At 71.2% G+C, this 17,669-nt stretch carries 17 protein-coding genes; 4 read left to right on the top strand and 13 right to left on the bottom strand.

Annotated elements, in window-relative coordinates; all coding sequences use genetic code 11:
- Positions 1–31: 31 nt before the first annotated feature.
- Positions 32–511, bottom strand: a complete 480-nt coding sequence (gene coaD / locus CLT74_RS04035; protein ID WP_099845328.1) for a pantetheine-phosphate adenylyltransferase — start codon at positions 509–511, stop codon at positions 32–34.
- Positions 512–674: 163 nt separating this feature from the next.
- Between coaD and CLT74_RS04030 the strand changes: the two genes are divergently transcribed.
- Entirely contained in the window at positions 675–1,229 is a 555-nt protein-coding gene (locus CLT74_RS04030; protein ID WP_099845327.1) for a hypothetical protein, read from the top strand.
- Positions 1,230–1,241: 12 nt separating this feature from the next.
- Here the strand turns inward: CLT74_RS04030 and CLT74_RS04025 are convergent, their stop codons facing one another.
- The gene (locus tag CLT74_RS04025; protein ID WP_099845326.1) at positions 1,242–1,883 is read right to left on the bottom strand and encodes a GNAT family N-acetyltransferase; all 642 of its coding nucleotides are present in this window, start codon (positions 1,881–1,883) and stop codon (positions 1,242–1,244) included.
- Between the two features lie 122 nt (positions 1,884–2,005).
- Positions 2,006–3,334, bottom strand: coding sequence for an MFS transporter (locus CLT74_RS04020; RefSeq protein WP_099845325.1), 1,329 nt, complete (start codon positions 3,332–3,334; stop codon positions 2,006–2,008).
- A gap of 141 nt (positions 3,335–3,475) precedes the next feature.
- Between CLT74_RS04020 and CLT74_RS04015 the strand changes: the two genes are divergently transcribed.
- Positions 3,476–4,057, top strand: coding sequence for a helix-turn-helix domain-containing protein (locus tag CLT74_RS04015; protein WP_199172090.1), 582 nt, complete (start codon positions 3,476–3,478; stop codon positions 4,055–4,057).
- 104 nt (positions 4,058–4,161) lie between these two features.
- Positions 4,162–5,043, top strand: a complete 882-nt coding sequence (locus CLT74_RS04010; RefSeq protein ID WP_099845323.1) for a class I SAM-dependent methyltransferase — start codon at positions 4,162–4,164, stop codon at positions 5,041–5,043.
- On the opposite strand, the gene CLT74_RS30685 is transcribed toward CLT74_RS04010, so the two are convergent.
- Complete coding sequence (locus tag CLT74_RS30685) at positions 5,033–5,179, bottom strand: hypothetical protein (RefSeq protein ID WP_199172089.1); 147 nt, start codon at positions 5,177–5,179, stop codon at positions 5,033–5,035. The genes CLT74_RS04010 and CLT74_RS30685 overlap by 11 nt on opposite strands.
- 226 nt (positions 5,180–5,405) lie before the next feature.
- Here CLT74_RS30685 and CLT74_RS04005 point away from each other — a divergent pair, with 226 nt between their 5' ends.
- Positions 5,406–6,629 (top strand): serine hydrolase domain-containing protein, encoded by a 1,224-nt coding sequence (locus CLT74_RS04005; RefSeq protein WP_486582695.1) that lies wholly within the window; start codon positions 5,406–5,408, stop codon positions 6,627–6,629.
- Between the two features lie 65 nt (positions 6,630–6,694).
- Here the strand turns inward: CLT74_RS04005 and CLT74_RS04000 are convergent, their stop codons facing one another.
- From CLT74_RS04000 to CLT74_RS03960, 9 genes are all read right to left on the bottom strand, one after another.
- Positions 6,695–7,273, bottom strand: a complete 579-nt coding sequence (locus CLT74_RS04000; RefSeq protein ID WP_486581966.1) for a GNAT family N-acetyltransferase — start codon at positions 7,271–7,273, stop codon at positions 6,695–6,697.
- Entirely contained in the window at positions 7,270–9,660 is a 2,391-nt protein-coding gene (locus tag CLT74_RS03995) for an ABC transporter ATP-binding protein/permease (protein WP_486581965.1), read from the bottom strand. Before CLT74_RS03995 ends, CLT74_RS04000 begins: the two co-directional genes overlap by 4 nt.
- Positions 9,657–10,601: an ABC transporter permease gene (locus CLT74_RS03990; RefSeq protein ID WP_486581964.1), complete on the bottom strand. Its 945-nt coding sequence runs from the start codon at positions 10,599–10,601 to the stop codon at positions 9,657–9,659. The genes CLT74_RS03995 and CLT74_RS03990 overlap by 4 nt, the downstream gene beginning before the upstream one ends.
- Positions 10,598–12,163, bottom strand: coding sequence for an ABC transporter substrate-binding protein (locus CLT74_RS03985; RefSeq protein WP_099851248.1), 1,566 nt, complete (start codon positions 12,161–12,163; stop codon positions 10,598–10,600). Before CLT74_RS03985 ends, CLT74_RS03990 begins: the two co-directional genes overlap by 4 nt.
- A gap of 68 nt (positions 12,164–12,231) precedes the next feature.
- Positions 12,232–13,461, bottom strand: coding sequence for an MFS transporter (locus CLT74_RS03980; protein WP_099845320.1), 1,230 nt, complete (start codon positions 13,459–13,461; stop codon positions 12,232–12,234).
- Positions 13,458–14,477 carry an enolase C-terminal domain-like protein gene (locus CLT74_RS03975; RefSeq protein WP_099851242.1) on the bottom strand — a complete coding sequence of 340 codons (1,020 nt, stop codon included), beginning with the start codon at positions 14,475–14,477 and terminating at the stop codon, positions 13,458–13,460. Before CLT74_RS03975 ends, CLT74_RS03980 begins: the two co-directional genes overlap by 4 nt.
- Positions 14,474–15,550: a PLP-dependent cysteine synthase family protein gene (locus CLT74_RS03970; RefSeq protein ID WP_099845319.1), complete on the bottom strand. Its 1,077-nt coding sequence runs from the start codon at positions 15,548–15,550 to the stop codon at positions 14,474–14,476. The genes CLT74_RS03975 and CLT74_RS03970 overlap by 4 nt, the downstream gene beginning before the upstream one ends.
- Positions 15,544–16,392 carry a Rossmann-like domain-containing protein gene (locus tag CLT74_RS03965; protein WP_486581963.1) on the bottom strand — a complete coding sequence of 283 codons (849 nt, stop codon included), beginning with the start codon at positions 16,390–16,392 and terminating at the stop codon, positions 15,544–15,546. The genes CLT74_RS03970 and CLT74_RS03965 overlap by 7 nt, the downstream gene beginning before the upstream one ends.
- Positions 16,389–17,663 (bottom strand): ATP-grasp domain-containing protein, encoded by a 1,275-nt coding sequence (locus CLT74_RS03960; RefSeq protein WP_099845318.1) that lies wholly within the window; start codon positions 17,661–17,663, stop codon positions 16,389–16,391. Before CLT74_RS03960 ends, CLT74_RS03965 begins: the two co-directional genes overlap by 4 nt.
- Between the last annotated feature and the right edge of the window lie 6 nt (positions 17,664–17,669).

Raw genomic sequence — 17,669 nt, 5'->3', positions numbered from 1 at the left:
TACGGGACGGAGCACGCCGATGGACGGCAGGCTACGACGGGGTGGACGGGAGCGACTTTCCCACCGTACGCACCGCAGTCGACGACACCCTGCTCAGTTCCGGCTGCGCGGGCAGGAACACGGTGGGTACACCCAGCGAATGGTTCATCGCGGCGAGCCGGTACTCGGCCTGCAGGTCGCTCGGGTCACGCACGCCGCGCACGATCACTCCTACGTGGTGGCGACGGCAGTAGGTGGCGGTCAGTCCGCGCCAGGCCGCGACGGTGACGGAGGTCCATTCGACAGGCAGGGCAGCCCGGACAGCGGCCGCTCGCGCCTGTTCGTCGGCGTCCGGGTGTTTGCCGCTGTTGACCGCGACGAGCACGACCACGTCGTCGAAGAGGGCGCGGGCCCTGCCCACCACGTTCAGGTGCCCGGCGGTGAAGGGGTCGAAGCTGCCGGGGTAGACGGCTCGTACGGGCATCCGACCGGGGGTTTGCGCCGGCTCGGGTGACCCTTCGTCGGTGCCCATGGCCCGACTGTAGGTATCGGCTGCCGAATCCGCTGGCCGCTCGGGTGGGCAATATGTCACAGCGCCGCGGGCGCCGGAACCCGGGAAGTGCTTGACGCCCCGAATCTCATCGAGCATTGTCGATTGGCATCGTTCGTCGGATGCTCCGACACGGGGAGGACTGATGAAAGCGTTCGTCACCACCGCCCTCGCCGCCGCCCTGCTGGTGCTCACCACGGGCAGCGCACCCTACGGCCAGCCGGCCGCCGACCCGCCCTGCGCCGGGCAGATCCACCCGAACCCGGGATTCGAGCGTGGCACCACCGGCTGGGAAGCCGGCCCTCGCATGGTGGTGCTCGGCGACGCGACCCGGCCGGCACACCACGGCCGCGCGTACGCCACCTTCGCCGGGCTGGACGTGACCCGTACCGACCTGCTGCGCAGCACCGTCACGGTGCCGGCCAACTGCGACCTGACGGTGCGCTTCTGGGTCCGGACCACCACCACGGAGACCATGCGCGGCGACTACCTGAACGTCGGGCTGGCGGTCACCGGGATACCCCCGAAGACGAGGTTCTCGCTGGCCTTCGACGGTGGGTCGCAGTGGCGGCAGTACAGCATGTCGTCCGGGACCGCGACGACCGAGCGCACCGCGACGGCCAGCTTTCTCTCCAGCGAGACAGCCGGCAACGGCGTCACGACCTTCGACGTCGACGACGTGACCTTCACGTTGAGCTGATTTCCGTGACGCCTACGGGTGGAGCAGGAGCGCTTCGGCTCCCACCGGTCGGAAGCCAGCCGCTTGGAAAGCACGGACGCTGCGGGCGTTACCGGCGGCCTGCTGCGCCCAGACAGGCTGGCCGTCGGGCACCAGATGCCGGGCGGCCGTCGCCAGTGCCCGCCCGAGGCCCCGGTGGCGATGCCCCTCGTCGACCTCGATAGCCGTTTCCCAGCGGCCTGCCACACCGCGGCCGAGGATGACCAGTCCACCCTCGGCCGCCCAGACCCGGACGTCATCCCGGCGCTTCCGTGCCCTGACCTGACGTGGATGATCCGCGCCCGCAGTTTCTTCCAGCTTGAGCTGGGGCTCACCGGCGAGCGGGCTCGCCACCGTCAAGAGGTCGATCGTGTCCATCGAGCGCCGGGTGCGGTCGAGCAGCGCACTCAGGAAGGCCGGATTCATCGCGGCCGCCAGGGCGTCGCAGTCGAGAGCAGCCAGGGTGCGGCGCACCCACAGCGGGTCCTCCTCGGTGAAGATCACGGAATGGGCGGTGAATGCGACGACTCCGGCGTCGCGGCTGCCTGGCTGTGGCACCACGGTGATACCGCCGTCCGGTGCCGGGAAATGCCCCTGGGCTGCCGCATCGAGGATGTCGGCCAATTCGCTGCCCATGATGATCCTTTCCCGACTCCGGCGGTCCCCACGGTCGGTCCCGACAGCTTCCCGAGCATGCCAGCTTCGCGGTGACCATGGTGCCCCGTGAACTCACCGCGAGCGACCGTGCTCCCAGGTGGTCAGCGCGCGATGGTCTCGGTGGCTTCGGTTTCCCCGACCGGCCGGGCGGGGTCGCGCCCGGGTCCACCGGCCAGGACGACGAGGAACAGGGCGGCCATGACGGCGACGCCCACAAGCATGGCCTGCCGCCACCCGTCGACGAAGGCCTGCTGCGCGGCGTGGACCACCTGCGAGCTGTGGGAGCTGGCGTCCCCGGCCGTGTCCAGGGCGTTGGCGATTCCGGCACGGGCGGTGCCAGCGGTGTCCACGGGGACGCCGTCCAGCTTGTCGTCGATGGAGCTGCGGTAGCCGGCGGACAGCAGCGCGCCGAGCATGGCGACGCCGAGGGCGGTGCCGAACTCGCGGGTGATGTCGTTGAGCGCGGAGGCCACGCCCTGCTTGGCGGCGGGTAGGGAGCTGGTGATCGCCTCGGTGGAGGGCGTCATCGCGAAGCCCATGCCGACGCCCATGGCGAGCATGCCGGGCAGGACGGAGAGGTAGCCGCCGTCCACGGAGACGACCAGGGCCATGAGTGTCAGACCGATCCCACCCAGCGCGATGCCGAGGGCCATCGTGGCTCGCGGGCCGATGCGGGTGGCCAATCGGGGGGCCAGCGCTGACGTCATCATCATCACCACCGCCATCGGCATCATCGCGAGCGTGGACAGCAGTCCCGACCAGCCGAGCACGGCCTGGAAGAACGGGAAGAGAACCACGGCGATGCCGGCCTGGACGCCGAAGACGACAAGGAGCGTGAGCGAACCGCCGGCCAGCCCCCGCTCACGGAACAGACGGACGTCCAGGAGTGCGGCGTCCCGGCGCCGCAGTTCCCAGATCACGAACGCGACAAGTGCGGCGAGGCCGACGAGGAGGCTGACAATCGTGACGGGGTCGCTCCAGCCGCGTTCCGGTCCCTCGTGCAGCACGTAGATGAGCCCGACCACGGCCACGCCGGAGGTCAGCGCGCCGATCAGGTCGAAGGGGTGGCCCGAGTGCTCGCGGGAGTCGGGCACCGACCTCCTCGCCATGGCCAGAGCCACGATGACAAGTGACACGGGCAGGACGAACAGCCAGCGCCAGGAGGCCACATCGACGAGCAGGGCGGAGAGGAACATGCCGAGGATGCCCCCGCCACCGGCGATGCCGGTCCACACGCCGATCGCCTTGCCGCGTTCGTGTACGGGGAACGTGGAGGTGATCACGGCGAGGGTGATCGGCATGATCATCGCTGCGCTGACGCCACTGAGCATGCGCGCCGCGAGCATGGTTTCGGCGTTCGGAGCCAGGCCCGCCGCGACGCTCGCGACACCGAACACGACCGTCGGGGGCGCCTGCGCTGACTGCCACATCGCCCCGCGCCCTGGTGGGCAGCGGTGCCGGCTGGTGAGTACTCATGGATTCCTCTCCGCAAGGGCAGCGGCCCGGCCCGGTTCGGCTGGGTCCGGCGCGACGCTAACCACGATGTGCGTCAGTGGCATACAATGTTGCCCATGACGCAAGACGATGAGGATCTGGACAGCCTCGTACGCAAACGGATCCGTGCTCTACGGGTCGCCCAGGGGTGGTCCCTGGAGGAACTGGCCACCCGGGCCCGGCTCAGTCAGTCCTCGCTGAGCCGCATCGAGAACGGCCAGCGCCGGCTCGCGCTGGACCAACTCGTCACGCTCGCGCGCGCCCTGGACACCACCCTGGACCAGCTCGTGGAGACCGCCTCCGACGACATCGTCACCAGCCCGATGATCGATAGCGCCCATGCACTGATGCGCTGGCCCATCAAGGCCGACCCCGGCATGACAGTCGTCCGCCAGCGGATGACCCAGCCACCACCGGACAATCCGGCGCGCATGCGCGCCCACCCTGGACGTGAATGGCTCGTGGTCCTGTCCGGCACGGCGGTCCTGATGCTGGGCCATCGCCGCTTCCGCCTCGAGACCAACCAGGCCGCCGAATTCCCGACCATGCTGCCCCACGCCATCGGCGCGGACGGCGGTCCGTGCGAGATCCTGGGCATCTTCGACCGCGACGCCCGTCGTGGACACCAGCAGCGCGAGAGCGAGAACCCGCAACGGTGACGGCTCGACGGCGGTCTTGCCTGTCAGGCTGCTCTTTCGCCAATCGTCTTGCGTAATCGGAAAGCGATCATGCCGCAGCCGCATGATCGTCCTAATGTCGCGGTATGACCCACGCTTCCCACCACGAGTGCCACGACGACGCCGGACAGGCCCAGATCCTCGACCTGGACGCGGAAGTCCTCGCGGCGCACCTCACCGAGATCACCGCCTGGCTACCCCTGCGCACACCCCCGCGGCAGATCGTGGATCTGGGCAGCGGCACCGGAGCGGGAACCTTCGCCCTTCTCGACCGTTTCCCCGAGGCGCACGTGACAGCCGTCGACTCGTCGGCCGGACATCTCCAGCGCCTGCGGGAGAAGGCGTACGCCCGGGGTGAGACGGAGCGGATCCGGACCGTCCAGGCCAACCTCGACGAGGCCGACTGGCCCGACCTGGGCACCCCGGATCTGGTGTGGGCCTCCGCTTCGATGCACCACCTGGCCCGCCCCGAACAGGTCCTGCGCGGGGTCCACGAACTGTTGCCCGAGGGCGGCCTGTTCGCCGTCGTCGAACTGGCCGGCTTCCCGCGATTCCTTCCCGAGAACGCCCCGGAGGACCGACCCGGCCTGGAAGAGCGCTGCCACGACGCCGCGGACCGGGTCCACGCTGAGCACCTCCCCCACCGTGGCGCCGACTGGGGGCCGATGCTCACCGCCGCCGGATTCACCGTAGAAGGCGAGCGACAGGTGGATGTGCGCATCGACGGGGCGGGCGACCCGGCGGTCGGCACCTACGCCCACACCAGCCTGCAACTCATCCGACACCGGGTGGCCGACGCCCTCGCCGCCGAGGACCTCGCCGCACTCGACCGGCTGATCGACGCCGACAGCCCGCACAGCATCCTGCGCCGTAGCGATCTCACAGTCCGAACCAGACGCACCGTCTGGGCCGCCCGCCGATCGGCCCGTCGAGTCGACGCGTCCCGACCTCATCCGCCTACTCGGTGATCACCGGCCAGGCGTAGGCCAGCAGGGCGCACGCCGCTCCGAGCAGAGCGAGCGAGACACCGCGGGTGGGCAAGGGCAACGCGGCGAGCACGAGCAGGATGACCGCTACGACATAGAGAAACGCCTGCACCGACATGACAGTCTCCTTAGGTTGGCTGAAGGCGAATCGATCTCTACCCCCACCGTCCCGGTGGCGAAACCCGAGCAGGACCTGGTTTCTCGTCGCATCGCGGCTGCCTGACCCCGGATGACCCGCACTCGTACCGCAGCGGGAGTCGGGTCTCCGGCCTGAGCATGATGTGGCCAGCCCGAGAGCCGGCGAGCATGCAGATATGTCGAGTACTTTCCGGACACTGAAGATCTTGGCCACAAGTGTCGCGCTGGTGAGCACGATCGCTGTCGTACCCGCATCCGCCACAGCGCAGCCGGGTCCTGCCGCCGGCGGGCTGGACCGCCCCGAGTTGCGCGCCGCCCTCGCCGCGGTGCCCGAAGCCGGCGTGCCAGGCGTCCTGGTCGCGGTGCGCGACGGCCGGCGTGACTGGCGTGACGCCGCCGGCCAGGCGTTCCTGAGCACTCCCCGACCCATGCAGCCGCAGCTGCGGCACCGGATCGGCAGCATCACCAAGACGTTCGTCGCCACCACCGTGCTCCAACTCGTCGACGAGGGCCGGCTCGGCCTCGACGACCCGATCGGGCAGTGGCTGCCCGACACCGTGCCAGGTGAGCTGGGCACCCAGGTCACCGTCCGGATGCTGCTGAACCACACGAGCGGCATCGGCAACTACACCAACGCGATGATCAGTTCCTACGCCGCGATCAACCAGATGCAGGTCACCACGTACGCTCCGGCGGACCTGGTCGCCACCGGCCTGGCCATGCCGCCGACGAACGCCCCCGGCGAGGCTTTCAGCTACTCGAACACCAACTACATCCTGGCCGGACTGCTCATCGAGAAGGTCACCGGCAACGATGCGGCCACCGAGGTGCAGCGACGCATCCTGCGGCCGCTGAGGCTCAGCGGCACATCGTTCCCCGGCGACGATCCGAGGATCCGTGGCCCGCACAGCGGCGCCTACTTCGCCCCGTTCGGCGTGCGCGACCTCAGCGAGTTCAACATGAGCTGGGGGTGGACGGCCGGCGAGATGATCGCCACCACCGGGGATCTGAACACCTTCTTCCGGGCTCTGCTCGGCGGCGATCTGCTCAGCCCGGCCACCCTCGACGAGATGCTCACCGGGGTACCCTTCGTGCCGGAGCTGCCCGAGGCCGGCGGCTACGGTCTCGGCATCTACTCGGTGCCCACCCCGTGCGGCGAGTTCTGGGGCCACGACGGCGCGACTTTCGGCCACCTGACGTTCTCGCTGCACAGCCGCGACGGTGCCCGCCAGGTCTCGACCGGGATCACCATCAGCCACTACCAGGTCGGCCTGCCCGATGCGCATCCGATCGACATCGCCTGGAACAGGCTGCTGGGCACCGCGATATGCCCGGGCGGCGAGCTGAGCAGCCGCTCGGCAGAGGCCGTGGCGTCGTTGCCCCGCGTGACCCGGATGCCGGGCAACAACGCGGCAGTGGCGGCGCTCTGAGTCCCGTCCGGACGTCGGCCTGTTCTGCCGTGCGAGGGCCGCGGCAGAACAGGCCGACGGGTCGGCTACCGAGATCGGCCGGGCAGGGCGATCTCGAAGTGGACGGTCTGATAGGTGTCGTGGTCGCCGTCGCGCGGGTCGTGGACCGGCATGGCCATGCTCCGCCAGAACGGTTCGGCACCGTCGATGCGCGGGTCGGTGTGCAGGTAGAGCGCCCGGTAACGGGGTTGCCGGGTGACGAACTCGATCGCGAGGCCGACGAGTGCCCGGGCGAGGCCGCAGCGGCGGTGTTCGGGCCGGACGTAGACCCGGAACAGCTGAGCGGTGGTGTCGTCAGGGTAGCGCTCGGTGAGGAAGCGCGGGTGGGGTGGGCTCTTCGGTCCGGCGGCGCGCACGGCTGTGGTGCCGACGACCTCGTCACCCTTTGTCGCGACGAACAGGGCGTGGTGTTCGGGCCTGAGGTAGGTGCCGTCGAGGTCGATGACGTCCCGGTGCCAGTCGGGCCGGTAGCCGTGGCCGAAGTCGCGGTAGAAGGTGTCGAGCATGACGCTGCGGGCTCCGTCGACGTGCCGCTTGTCGGCCGGCTGGACGTCGTACGGGCCGACGCTGTGTCGGTACTGCGGCATGGTTGTTCCTCCGGTCATGGGTTCGACGGTGCCGCGGCGGTCGCCGGGTCGGCGTGCAGAAGCGCACGGGTGAGCGGGTGGTGTGCGTCGGTGAGCAGGAGGTCGGCCGGGCCGTGGTCGACCACGGCGCCGTTGTCGAGTACGACGATCTGGTCGGCGAGGTGAGCCACCACGTCGCGGTCGTGGCTGATCACGATCAGGGTCAGTGCGAGGTTGCGTCGCAGGTCGTCGAGGAGCGTGAGGATGCCGTGCTGCGTGACGCCGTCGAGCCCGGCGGTCGTCTCGTCGCAGATGAGGACTCTGGGTTCGCTGCCGAGAGCGCGGGCGAGCGCCGCGCGGTGCAGCTCGCCACCGGAGAGCCGGTCGGGACGTTGGGTCGCCGTGTGTTCGGCGAGACCTACCCGTTCGAGCAGGTGCAGGGCGGTGCGGCGGGCCTGCTCGGGCGTGGCGTTCCGCAGTCGCCGGGCGGGACCGGCGAGCTGGTCGAGAACCGGCCGGTAGGGGTTGAAGCTGGCGCGGGCGTCCTGGAACACGTACTGGACAGCGCCGAGTTCGTGCCGCCGACGGCGGTCGAGGTGCGCGGCGAGGTGGTGCCCGTCGAGGGTCACCTGGCCGGTACGTGCGGTGTGCAGGCCGGCGACGCAACGGGCGAGGGTGGTCTTGCCGCTTCCGGAGCGGCCGACCACGGCGAGGCACTGTCCGGCGGCGACGGTCAGGGCGACCTCGCGGATCACCTCGCGCCGCCGACCGCCGTCGCGGTGTACGGCGCTCAAACCGGTGACGCGCAGCAGCGGCCGGTCCGCACCGACCGCAGCCGGCGGTCGGGCCGGTGGCGTGGCGAGCAGCTCACGGGTGTGCCGCTGTCGTGGTGCGGCGAGGACCTCGGCGGCCCGGCCGTGTTCGACGGCGGCGCCTCGGTGCAGCACGAGAATCTGGTCGGCGACGGCCCGTACGAGGTGCAGGTCGTGACTGAGCAGGACGACGGCGATGCCCTCGCGGGCCAGTTTCGTCAGTTCTCGGGCGACGTCGTTGCGGGTGAGGGCGTCCTGTCCGGTGGTGGGCTCGTCGGCGATGAGCAGGACGGCGCGGGCCAGCAGGGCGTGCGCGATGACGAGCCGTTGCTGCTGACCCCCGGAGAGCTGGTGGGGGAAGCGGCGCAGGAACCGGCGGTCGGCGGGCAGGCTGACCCGGTCGAGGACGGCCGTCACCGTGCGCCGGTGGGCGGCGCGGCTGTCGCCGGGCGCGTGGTGTCGGGCGATCTCGTGGAGCACCGCGCCGATGCGGCGTATCGGATTGAGGGCGGCGGCGGGCTGCTGGGGCACGTAGCCGGCGGTGCCGGGCTCGGGCGGGGTCGCGGTCGTCACGGGCCGGCCGGCCAGGGTGACGGTGCCGGTGAGGGTGACCCCGGGAGTGACCTCGCCGAGCAGCGCCCGGGCGGTGGTGGTCTTGCCGCTGCCGGATGCGCCGATGACGGCGAGGATCTCGCCGGCCTGCAGGCCGACGGAGACTCCGTCGACAAGCGTCCGGTCGACGCTGGTGGCCGTCAGGTCCTGCACGTGCAGGAGCGGCCCGCTGACGGGTTCACGGTCTCCGGTGGTGGCCGGCGCGGGCGGTGCTGACGGGCTGGGGACGGCACCGGAGATCAGCATCCGGTCGGTGACCAGGTTGAGACCGACGGCCAGACAGATGATCAGCGCGGCCGGCACGGCGACGGCCCAGGGCTGCAGGAACAGCCCGGTGCGGTTGCGGTCCACCATGACTGCCCAGTCCGCGGCATCGGGTGCCACGCCGATGCCCAGGAAGCTGGCGGTGGCCACCAGGTAGACGGCGCCGATGAACCGGACTCCGGCGTCGGCGAGCAGGGTCCGGCGGATGCCGGTGCCGACGTAGCCGGGACCGCGCCGCCACCAGGTCTCGCGGTACAGGCGCATCGCCTCCATGGCTGGCCCGTGGGCCAGCGGCAGCGCGGCGGCCCGAGTGATCCGGGCGATCTCCGGCAGGCCGATGAGCGCGACGATGCCGACCAGGGTGAGGGGCCCGGGTGGCGCGGTGGCGGCCAGCAGGATCAGCAGCAGCAGCGACGGTACGGCAAGCGTCAGGTCGAGGGGGCGCATGAGCAGTTCGTCGACCCACCGGCGGCGGGAGGACGCGGCCAGTAGGCCGGCCGGCACGCCGATGAGGTACGCCAGCAGCGTCGCGCCGACGGCGACCAGGACGACTGACCGGCCGCCGAGGAGGATCTGCTGTCCAACGTCGCGGCCGACGAAGTCGGTGCCCAGCACCCCGTCCCCGGAGAACGGGAACGCGCGGTCACCCGGCTCGCCGGCCAGCATCGGGCCGAACACGGCAAGCGCGAGCGGCACCGTGAGCAGCGCTGCCCCGGTCACGGTGCGCAGTCGCCTCACCGTACGACCCCGATCCGGGGTGCGAGGCGGAACGCCACCAGGTCGGCGGCCAGGTTCACCAGCACGGTGGTGACGGCCACCAGGACGCACAGCGCCTGCACGGTGGGGATGTCGCGGGTGGACACGGCGTCGACCAGGGCGGTGCCGAGGCCGGGGATGACGAACACCGCCTCGACGACGATGACGCCGCCGAGCAGCCAGTCGGTGGTGCGGGCGAGTTGCTGCACGACCGGTGCCAGCGCGCCGGGTAGCGCGTGGCGGAGCCAGAGCCGGCTGCCGGTGATGCCGAGCCGTCGGGCGTGGCGTACGTGCTCGGCACGCAGGGCGTCGATCATGCCGGCGCGGGTGAGTCGACTGATCGTGCAGATCGGCCGGGCGAGCAGCACGAGCAGCGGCAGCACGAGCACGGACGGCTGGGCGAGCAGGTCGGCGCCGAACGCGGTGGGCGGTAGCCAGCCGAGTTGGACGCCGAAGACTGCGATGAGCAGGATCGCCAGGGCGAACTCGGGCACCGCGTACAGCGCGACGGACGCCGCGGAGACCGTCCGGTCCAGTGGCCCGCCTTCCCGGCGGGCTGCCAGCATGCCCAGCGCGACGGCGAGCGGTACCAGTACGAGGAGGGTCACCGCCGCCAACAGCAGCGTGGCACCGGCGCTGTCGGCGAGCCGGTCGACGATCGGCCGCTGCGAGATCAACGAGACGCCGAGGTCGCCGCGGAGCAGGTCGGTCAGCCAGTCGAAGTATCGCTGCCAGGCCGGCCGGTCGAGGTCCAGATCCGCCCGGATCGCGGCGATGCGGGCCGGGTCGGGCTGGTCGCCGGCGATCACCACGGCGGCGTCACCGGGCAGCGCCTCGGTGAGCACGAACACGATGGCGGTGATCCCGGCGACCTGCCCGAGGCCGAGCATCAGGCGCCCGGCGGCGTAGCGGGGCAGACTCACCCCAGCCAGACCTTGTCGAAGCGGGCCCAGTCGAGGGTGTTGGCGGGAGCGTCGGCGGACACCCCACCGACGCCTGGCGCGGTGGCGACGAGGAAGTCCGCGAAGCCCCAGATCAGGAATCCACCTTCGGCGTGCAGGGCGCGCTGCATGTCGCCGTACGCTTGCCGGCGGGTCGCCTCGTCCGTGCTGGAGATGGCCTTGGCGTAGAGGGCGTCGAACTCGGGGCGAGCCCACCGGGTGGCGTTGGTGGTGGAGTTGGTGAGCAGCCGCTGGGAGATGTGCGTCTCGATGGGCATCGCACCGGAGCGGTACGAGGCCAGCACACCGGAGTCGAGGATGTCCTTCCAGTAGGTGTCCTTGTTGCCCATCGCGGTTTCGATGACGAGGCCGGCCTGCGCGGCCTGTTCGGCGAAGACGCTGGCGGCCTCGACGAATCCGCTGGCCACCGAGGCGGTGTCCAGGGTGATGCGCAGACCCCTGGCGCCGGCCTTGTCGACGAGGAACCGGGCGCGGTCGAGGTCGCGGGTGCGCTGGGCGATGTCGTCGGCGTAGTACTGGTAGCCCTTGCCGAACAGGTCGTTGCCCACCTGTCCGGAACCGGCGAGGACGGTGTCGACGAGCTGCTGGCGGTCGGTGAGCAGGAACATGGCTTCGCGCAGGTCGCGGTTGTCGAACGGCGGCCGGTCGACCTTCATGGCGAACGACTGCATGGTGCTGTTCGGCATCCGGGTGACGGCGATCCGGCCGCTGTCGGCGTGGGTCCGAGCGGCGGTGGGGGTGATGTCGTGCGCGTAGTCCACCTGGCCGGCGAGCAGGGCGTTGACCCGGGCCGACTCCTCGTTGCTGATCAGAAACTCAAGCTCGTCGAGGTGCGCGGCGCCCTCCCAGTAGCTGTCGTACCGCTTGAGCAGCAGCGACCGGCCGGGCTGCCAGGAGTCGAAGCTGAACGGCCCGGACCCGACGGGCCGCTCGAAGCTGTCGGCACCCTCGGGGACGATGTACGCGCCGAACGCGGCAAGGGCGTTGGGAAACTCGGCGAAGGGTCGCTTGAGCGCCAACTCCAGGGTGCGGTCGTCGACGGCGCGGCTGCGGGGCAGATCGATCAGGTCGAGGCTGGCCTTGGCGCGGAACGCCCGCTTCGGGTCGGTGATCCTGGCGTAGCTGTAGAGCACGTCGGCGGCACGGACCGGCCTGCCATCGTGGAACGTGGCCTGGCGCAGGCTGATCCGCCAGCGGGTCAGGTCGCTGCTGGGCTCCCAGCTTGCGGCGAGGCGCGGCTGGATGGAGACGTCCGGGCCGTAGTCGGCGAGCTTGTCGAACATCGCCTTGGCGCGCGACGCCTCGTTGAACAGGTTCGCCAGGTGCGGGTCCAGCGTCTCGTTGACACCGCCGCCGGCGAACGCCGCCCGCAGCCGGCCACCGCGCCGGGGCTGCCCGGCGGCGTTGCTGGCCGTGTCGTCGCTCGGGCCGCAGCCGGTCAGCAGGGCGGCGGAGACGGCGACGCCGCCGCCGAGCAGGCCACGGCGAGACACTCCCGGCGCGGTGACGGACGAATGAATCATGATGGGTCCTTTCGATACAAGGTGAGGTTCGTACAGCTCCGGGTGGTCGGTCAGGAGGTTCTCCCCGGTCATGACACGACCGACGACGCCGGTGCCGGGTTGAGCAGCCCGCCACGGTGCAGCAGCCACACCGCACCGGCCGACGCCAACCCGACGCCGGCGGTGAGCAGCCACGCCGTCGTGGGTACGCCTGCCGAGGTGCCCACCGCCGCGCCGACCGCAGCGGTGCAGCCGGCGGCGAGCATCCCGGAGACCAGGTAGAACAGGCCGAAGTAGGTGCCGGTCAGCCGGTGCCCGGCGAAGGTGGGGATCAGGTCCAGGACGAACGGCTGGGTGATCATCACGCCGAGGGTGAGCAGGACGGCAGCGGCCAGCACCGGCAGCAGCCGCAGCACCGGTGTCACCGCTTCCACCCGCAGCAGCGGCAGCAGGAAACCAGCTCCCATGACAGCCATCCCGGCGGTGATGCTCGTGCCGCGACTGACGCGACGCTGAAGCCAGCCGGTCAGCGGCAGTTGCAGGGTGAGCGTCACGACTGTGGAGACGACGAACAGCACGGCGACCGCCACGGGCTGCCCGGTGACGTGTTCCGCCTGCACCGGCAGGATCAGGTACAGCTGGGTCTGCAACGCGAACATGCCCGCCAGCGCCACGCTGAACGCCAGGAACCGACGGTCGGCGATACCGGTCCGCCAGTCCTGCCAGACGGTTGCCTCGCTGGCGGTGACCGGTTGGGCGGGCAGCCAGATCGCCTGCGCCCCGGTCAGCGCGGCGAAGACCGCCGCGGCGGCCAGCGCGGCGACCCGGAAGTCGACAAGCAGCAGGGCGGCGCCGAGCAGTGGGCCGAGCAGCGCCCCGGCACTGGCGAACACGTTGAACAGCGCGAACGCCTCGGCGCGCCGGTCGGCGGCGGCCTGCGCCACGTAGGTGCGCACGGCCGGGTTGAACAGCGCCCCGGCCAGCCCGGACAGGATCGACGCGGCCAGCAGCAGCGGCACCGAGGCGCTGAGGGCGAACAGTCCGAAGCCGACGGCGCGCAGGGCGCAGCCGGCGATGATGACGCCGCGGGCGCCGAGCCGATCGGCGGCCGAGCCGCCCAGCAGGAACAGGCCCTGCTGGCTGAGGTTCCGCACGCCCAGCACGATGCCGATCACGGCGGCGGACATTCCGACGTCGTCGGCCAGGTAGCCGGCGAGGTAGGGCAGCAGCAGGTAGAAGCCGACGTTGACGCCGAGCTGGTTGACCACCAGCAGTCGGATCGGCAACGAAAAGCCACGCAGACTTGCCCAGGTGCTCATCGGACCGCCCGCACGCCGAGACCGGGTTCGTCGGCAAGTCGCAGGACACCGTCGTGGCCACCGATGCCGGTCCACGGATCGTCGGTGAGCAGCAGGTGCCCGTCCAGGTCGATCCAGCGGGCGAGGTCGGTGAGGTGCACCGCTGGCGCGATGCCCAGCGAGCTGGCCACCAGGCAACCCAGCATGACATCCATGCCGTACGCACGGGCGGTGGCGGCGACCTGCTGCGCGGCGTGGATGCCGCCACACTTCGCGAGCTTGATGTTGATGCCGGCGACCGTGCCGGCGAGGGCGTCGAGGTGGGCCACCGTGGCGGCGTCCTCGTCGGCGATGACCGGTACGTCGGTGCGCGCGCTGATCCAGGCGAGCGACTGCGGTGTTCCGGGTGCGATGGGTTGTTCGACGGCGTCGATGCGGTACGGACGCACCGTGTCGAGCAGCCGCAGGGTCTGCTCGGGTGTCCAGGCGCCGTTGGGGTCGAGGACCAGCCGGGCGTGCGGGATGGCGGCGCGTACGGCGGCGATGCGGGCCAGGTCAGCGGCGTCGCCGCACTTGACCTTGATGAGCTGGAAGCCGCGCCGCGCCAGCCCCCGGGCGGTGGTGGCGGCCTGCTCAGGCGCGACCAGGCCGATGGTGTGGGCCGTGGGTACCGGCGCGAAGTCCCGGCCGAGCCACGTGTGCACAGGCATTCCGGCGCGACGGCCCAGCAGATCGTGCACGGCCGCGTCGAGGGCCGCCAGCACACCGGTGGGCAGCTCAGCAGCGAGGGCGGGCAGCTCCGCGAGCAGCGCCTCGGGTTCGTCGTGACCGCACACCCGGTGCCGGAGCCCGGCCAGCAGCCTGCGGATGGTGGCCAGGTCGAGGCCGTAGTAGACGCTGGTGACGACCTCGCCGTGGCCGGTGACGCCATCGTGGGACAGGTCGATCTGGACGGCGTCGCGGCCCGGCATCGTCGAGCGGGAGATGCGCAGCGGCTCGCGCAACCGCAGCGGGTAGCTGCGCCAGCCGAGCCTCATGCCGGCACCGCCACGCGACACAGCGGGTCGAGGACGGTCCGGCAGCGACTCCATCGGGTCACCTCTACGGCGTCCGGGTACGGAATCTCGATCGGGTGGCCCGGCGCCGGGGCGAACAGCCCGTGGGTGGCGCAGAACGCGTCGTCGAAGATCGAGTCGAGGTAACGGTGCGGGCCGTCGGGGAAGATCGTGACCACCCGCGCGCCAGGCTGCATGCGGCTGATCCACGCGGCGACCCGGGCGACGGCGCCGGTGCTCCAGCCCCCGGTGACGAACGCCGAGCGTGCCAGCCGGCGACAGCTGTCCACAGCTTCCACCGGGCCGACCCAGTGCACCTCGTCGAAGGCGGCGTAGTCGACGTTGCGGGGGAAGATGCTGCTGCCCAGGCCACGCATGAGCCGGGGCCGCGCGGGCTGACCGAAGATCGTCGAGCCGACGGTGTCGACACCGACGAGTCGCATGTCGGGCCAGTGTCGCCGCAACGCCCGGGCCAGGCCGGCGCTGTGCCCGCCGGTGCCGACGCTGCACACCAGCACGTCCACGGCGTCGACCTGACCGGTCAGCTCGGCGGCGAGGGCCCGGTAGCCGGTGGCGTTGTCCGGGTTGTGGTACTGGTCGGGCCAGTAGGCGTCCGGGATGCCGGCCAGCACCTCGGCCAGCCGGTCCAGGCGGGCCTGCTGCCAGCCGCCGACCGGATGTGGCCGCTCGACCTCCACGACCGTCGCGCCGTAGGCGGTCAGCAGCGCCCGCATCTGTCGTTCGATCTCGCGGTCCACCACGAGGATGACGGGGTGGCCCAGGGCCTGTCCGGCAAACGCCAACCCGATCCCGAGGGTGCCGCTTGTGGACTCCACCACCGTGGCTCCCGGCCGAAGGTCACCACGCTGCCGGGCGGCCTGGAGCATGGCCACAGCGGCGCGGGCCTTCATGCCGCCGGGGTTCAGATACTCCACCTTGGCGTGGAAGCCGCCGTGCGGGTACGGCAGGGGGGTGTCGACGAACGCCACCGGGGAGCGCCCCAGCAGATCCAGCAGGTGCGGCGCGCCGGTGGTCGGCGTGTGCCCGGTCAGCATGGCGACCCGGCGGTGACGCGGTATCGGTAGACGGTCGTCGGTCCGCCGTCGAGCCAGAAGAACGGGTACGGCTCGGCCGACACGGCGCTCAGCCCGGCACCCAGGAAGCACGGCAGGACGGCGCTGCCGGTCTGCGCGAAGGCCACCATCGGTTTACCGGTGGCGCGGGCGTGCCGTAGCAACGGCTCGAATGTGCCGTTGCCGAGGGTCATGCCGGACACCAGCAGCGCGTCACAGCGTTCCAGCAGGACACCGGCGTCCGGCAGGCACGGCTCGCCCCACTCCGTGCTGCCGCCGGCCAGGTCACAGGGCAGGTAGCTGACGCCCCGGTTACGCAGTTGGCCGAGCAGCGAGTTCACCACCCCGACGACAAGGACGTTCTGCCCCGGGGCCACAGGTATCAGGTCCACCACCGCGGCGGCTCTGGCTGTCGACTTGGCCAGTGAGGTGCCGGCGGGGATGGTGACCGTGTCGTGGGCGGTGTGCGCGTGCGGGCGGGCGGCGGCGAGGTAGGCGTCGAGGGCCGCGACGCGAACCGCAGGCACCGGGTGGGTGAGCAGGTCCTCGACACTGCGACCCACGCAGTCGTACGCGACATCGTCGGTCAGCTCGTCCGGTTCCGCCGCGCATGATCCCACGGTGGCACCGACCCGAAGGCTCAGCACGTGGTTGCGGTAGCTGCGGCCACGCCCGGGGTGCCGGGCCCCCTGCCGGGTGGTGAACGCAACGCTCACCTGCTCGGTGGCCGGGTCGGGGCCGAGTCGCGCGGCGCTGACGGCGGCGATCAGATCCGTCACCGACAGGAACGGCCCACCGGTCGGGACAGGTGTCGACGTCCTCACGCGCGGGTCCCGGCGAGATCGTCGGCGTAGCAAACGCCCAACCCGGCGATCAGAGCGTCGGCCCGGGCGCGGGCCCCGAGACCGCTGGTGTCCACAGTCATCACATGGCCCAGGTAGGCGTTGTTGCTCGACGCGTCGCCGGTCAGGTGCCCGGCCGGCTTCACCGCCCAGTCGACGACGTCCTCAGCGGTGGCCAGCGTGGCCGTACCGTCGATCCTGGCGACGGTGCCGGCGCGGGGCGGCAGCAGGAACGAGATGGCCGCGCTGCGTACGCCGGTGTCGGTCACCGCGATGTCCGGCTGTTCGCCCAGGGCGAGCTGGGCGTACACCATGGGCAGGTCCACCCCGGTCGCCCGCCGCACCAACTCGGTGATCTGGTTGCCGGCCGGGCGGGGGTTGACCTCCACCACCCGCGGCCCGGCCGCGGTCAGCCGCAGCTCGGTGTGCGCCACTCCCCTGTCGAACCCGACCGCGGCGAGGGCTGCCACCGCCATGTCACACACCGCGGTGACTGTCGCGGCGTCGAGCGCGGCGGGGAACATGTGCCCCGTCTCGACGAACCACGGCTCACCGGCGAGGCTCTTGTCCGTCACGCCGAGGACCGTCGTCGTGTCGTCGACGGTGACGGTCTCGACGCTGACCTCCGGCCCGACCAGAACCTCCTCCAGCAGCACCTGCGGCGAGCGCTGCTGGCCACGGGCATTTACCGGGAACGCGGCGAGGGCGTCGAACGCCTCGCGTAGCTGGCTGCTGTCGGCCACCAGCCGGACGAGCATCCCGGCGCACAGGTCGACCGGCTTGATGACCAGTGGGAAGCCCAGCGTGTGCGCGGCGGCTTCGGTACCCGGCCAGTCCTCGGTGATCGCGAACCTCGGACCAGGCAGGCCGGCGGCCTGCATCCGTCGCCGCGCCAGGTCCTTGCGGCAGGCGTGCTCCACGGCTTGCGGCCGTGGACCGGGCAGGCCCAGGTGTGCGGCCAGCCGGGCCGCGGTGCCGAGGTAGTAGTCGCACGAGGTGATGACGCCGTCGAACCGCAGCACCTCGTGCAGCCGCTGGACGTAGGGCAACAGCATGTCCAGGTCGTTGGTCTCGGCGGTGACCACGTTGTCCGCGGTGAGGATCGGGTGCACCTGGTCACCGCCGCCCTGGCGCAGGTAGTGGTGCAGGTTCCTGGTCAGGAAGGTGAACCGATGTCCTGCTTCCCGGATCGCCCGGGGCAGCAGGGTGCTCATCGCACCGACCCAGCTTTCGACCACAAGCACATGCCCCACCGCGCA

The sequence above is a fragment of the Verrucosispora sp. CNZ293 genome, assembly GCF_002754655.1.
This window is presented reverse-complemented; position numbering and strand designations above follow the sequence as displayed.

Bases quoted from the DNA above. Each gene is read 5' to 3' on its own strand.
- coaD (WP_099845328.1), bottom strand. From the start codon at position 511: ATGGGCACCGACGAAGGGTCACCCGAGCCGGCGCAAACCCCCGGTCGG.
- CLT74_RS04030 (WP_099845327.1), top strand. From the start codon at position 675: ATGAAAGCGTTCGTCACCACCGCCCTCGCCGCCGCCCTGCTGGTGCTC.
- CLT74_RS04025 (WP_099845326.1), bottom strand. From the start codon at position 1,883: ATGGGCAGCGAATTGGCCGACATCCTCGATGCGGCAGCCCAGGGGCAT.
- CLT74_RS04020 (WP_099845325.1), bottom strand. From the start codon at position 3,334: ATGTGGCAGTCAGCGCAGGCGCCCCCGACGGTCGTGTTCGGTGTCGCG.
- CLT74_RS04015 (WP_199172090.1), top strand. From the start codon at position 3,476: ATGACGCAAGACGATGAGGATCTGGACAGCCTCGTACGCAAACGGATC.
- CLT74_RS04010 (WP_099845323.1), top strand. From the start codon at position 4,162: ATGACCCACGCTTCCCACCACGAGTGCCACGACGACGCCGGACAGGCC.
- CLT74_RS30685 (WP_199172089.1), bottom strand. From the start codon at position 5,179: ATGTCGGTGCAGGCGTTTCTCTATGTCGTAGCGGTCATCCTGCTCGTG.
- CLT74_RS04000 (WP_486581966.1), bottom strand. From the start codon at position 7,273: ATGACCGGAGGAACAACCATGCCGCAGTACCGACACAGCGTCGGCCCG.
- CLT74_RS03985 (WP_099851248.1), bottom strand. From the start codon at position 12,163: ATGATTCATTCGTCCGTCACCGCGCCGGGAGTGTCTCGCCGTGGCCTG.
- CLT74_RS03980 (WP_099845320.1), bottom strand. From the start codon at position 13,461: ATGAGCACCTGGGCAAGTCTGCGTGGCTTTTCGTTGCCGATCCGACTG.
- CLT74_RS03975 (WP_099851242.1), bottom strand. From the start codon at position 14,477: ATGAGGCTCGGCTGGCGCAGCTACCCGCTGCGGTTGCGCGAGCCGCTG.
- CLT74_RS03970 (WP_099845319.1), bottom strand. From the start codon at position 15,550: ATGCTGACCGGGCACACGCCGACCACCGGCGCGCCGCACCTGCTGGAT.